The sequence below is a fragment of the Mesorhizobium sp. M8A.F.Ca.ET.021.01.1.1 genome (genome assembly GCF_003998025.1).
Taxonomy (GTDB): Bacteria; Pseudomonadota; Alphaproteobacteria; order Rhizobiales; family Rhizobiaceae; genus Mesorhizobium.
This window is the reverse complement of sequence record NZ_RZSJ01001113.1, coordinates 1-478: the sequence shown is the minus strand read 5'-3', so window position 1 is coordinate 478 and position 478 is coordinate 1. Positions and strand designations below refer to the sequence as shown.

The window sequence follows — 478 nt, the reverse complement described above, 5'->3', positions numbered from 1 at the left end:
TTCCCCGGCTGAACGCATCAACGTCTTCAGCCGTTTCTTCGCTTCATGGATGTGCCAGGAAACCGTCGTCTCCGAGATCGCCATCGCCTCGGCGGCGGCCGCGTGGCTCAAGCCTTCGCCATAGACAAGCATCACGGCATCACGCTGCTTGTCCGGCAATTGCCGCACCGCCGCCCACAGCGCTTCGGCAGGGTCTTCGCTCTCGGCCGGGGCCTCACCCGAAATCAGCGCATGGACGCCATAGGCCTCGGTCTTGACCGTCTCGCGCGCGGTCTTGCGCATCATATCGCGCGCGGCGTTCATCGTCATGGTATAGAGCCATGTCGTGAACGCACCGCCGCCGCGATAATCGCGGATCGCCTTGCCGAGCCGGACGCAGACTTCCTGGGCGATGTCTTCCGCATCGGCCTTCCTGCCGCACCAGCGATAGGCGGCGCGATAGACGAATTCGTAGTGACGCTCCAGCAATGTGCCGAAG

General features: G+C 63.6%; 1 protein-coding gene. It reads right to left on the bottom strand.

The annotated features are described in order from the left end of the window. Positions 1–478, bottom strand: a 478-nt coding sequence (locus EOA36_RS36870) for a sigma-70 family RNA polymerase sigma factor (RefSeq protein WP_145969580.1), incomplete at both ends; no start/stop codon positions are given.